Annotated in this window: 1 protein-coding gene; it reads right to left on the minus strand. The window is 65.4% G+C overall.

Annotation, left to right across the window (positions count from 1 at the left end):
* Positions 1-41 precede the first annotated feature (41 nt).
* The coding region (locus EN893_RS36680) for an FAD-dependent oxidoreductase (protein WP_128362295.1) at positions 42-662 on the minus strand (621 nt) is incomplete at its 5' end.

Consider the following 662-nt stretch of genomic DNA (forward strand, 5'->3'; position numbering starts at 1 on the left):
AGTCAACTCGCTGTGCTTGAAAATCCTGGCCTTGGACATTGTCATCCTTTCTTTGCGCGAAGATTGGCTTTGGAGGGAGTGACGCCGGACGGGGCCAGCCCGGCGAGCCATCTCGTCACCGGATTCAGCTTGCGCCCGGCATGTTCGAGATCGTCGCGCCGACGCACCGCGCCACGGACGAAATGCGCACCGACGAAGCGAAAGGGTTCGGGCGGGAAACCGCGCGCCACCGGACGCACCAGCGCCGAATGCGTCAGTTCCGATTCGCCGTCAGTCAGCAGGCCGGTGAGGATCTCGCCGCCGATATAAGCCATTGTCGTGCCATTGCCGGAAAAGCCGTAGCCGTAGACGACATCGCGGTTGGCGGGCAAAGCGCCGAACAGCGGCACGCCGCTGACCGTCCGGTCGATCGGGCCGTTCCACGATGTTTCGAGCGGGAAATCGGCGAGCGCCGGGTGGCCATCCCGCAGCACGCGACGCATTTCGGCGACCCGTGGCGACAGGCCATGGAAACGCTGGTCGACGATGCCGCCGAAGCCAATGACGCCACCGCTGACGCCGACGGACAGCCGACCATCGCGCGTCGGAGACCAACCGCCAACGAAGACGCGGGAATCGATCATCAGCGGCGCCCGGCGGTAGCCGACCTTGTCGAGAAGGCC

The sequence above is a fragment of the Mesorhizobium sp. M7A.F.Ca.CA.004.04.2.1 genome, assembly GCF_004022825.1.
Classification (GTDB): domain Bacteria; phylum Pseudomonadota; class Alphaproteobacteria; order Rhizobiales; family Rhizobiaceae; genus Mesorhizobium.